Annotated in this window: 1 protein-coding gene; it reads right to left on the bottom strand. The window is 65.8% G+C overall.

Annotated elements, in window-relative coordinates:
* Nucleotides 1-984, bottom strand: a 984-nt coding sequence (locus IE277_RS46715; RefSeq protein ID WP_229882613.1) for a thiamine pyrophosphate-dependent enzyme, incomplete at both ends; no start/stop codon positions are given.

Raw genomic sequence — 984 nt, 5'->3', positions numbered from 1 at the left:
TCCTCGTGGACGATGAAGTCGACCACGACCGGACGGTCGTTGATCGAGTTCGCCTCCTCGATGACCTTGTCCAGATCCTCCGGCCGCTCACACCGCAGCCCCACACACCCCATCGCCTCGGACAACTTCACGAAGTCCGGCACCCGCGTGCCCTTCGCCTCCGGATTCACGTCGTCCGGACCACTGTGCAGCACCGTGTTCGAATACCGCTGGTTGTAGAACAGGGTCTGCCACTGACGGACCATCCCCAGAGCACCGTTGTTGATGATCGCGACCTTGATCGGGATGTTGTTCAACGCACAGGTGGTCAGTTCCTGATTCGTCATCTGGAAACAACCGTCACCATCGATCGCCCACACCGTCCGCCCCGGCTGCCCGGCCTTGGCACCCATCGCGGCCGGCACCGCATAACCCATCGTCCCGGCACCACCGGAGTTCAGCCAGGTGGCGGGCTGCTCGTACCGGATGAAGTGCGCCGACCACATCTGGTGCTGGCCGACACCCGCCGCGAAGATCGTCCCCTGGGGCGCGAGCTGCCCGATCCGCTCGATGACCTGCTGCGGGGACAGCGAACCGTCCTCGGGCTGGTCGTAACCCAGCGGATAGGTCTCACGCCAGCGGTTCAGATCACTCCACCACGCGGTGTAGTCACCCTTGTGGCCCTCACTGTGCTCCTTCTGCACCGCCTGCACCAGATCGGCGATCACCTCACGCGCGTCACCCACGATCGGCACGTCCGCCTCACGGTTCTTCCCGATCTCGGCCGGGTCGATGTCGGCGTGGACGATCTTGGCGTACGGGGCGAAGCTGTCCAGCCTGCCCGTGACCCGGTCGTCGAAACGGGCCCCGAGCGCGACGATCAGGTCGGCCTTCTGCAGCGCGGTGACAGCGGTGACCGCACCGTGCATGCCCGGCATCCCCACATGCAGCGGATGACTGTCCGGGAACGCGCCCAGCGCCATCAGGGTGGTGGTGACGGGCGCC

It is taken from the genome of Streptomyces alanosinicus, assembly GCF_014650595.1.
GTDB classification, from domain to species: Bacteria; Actinomycetota; Actinomycetes; order Streptomycetales; family Streptomycetaceae; genus Streptomyces; species Streptomyces alanosinicus.
The sequence above is the reverse complement of the archived record's forward strand: the minus strand, read 5'-3'. Positions and strand labels throughout refer to the sequence as shown.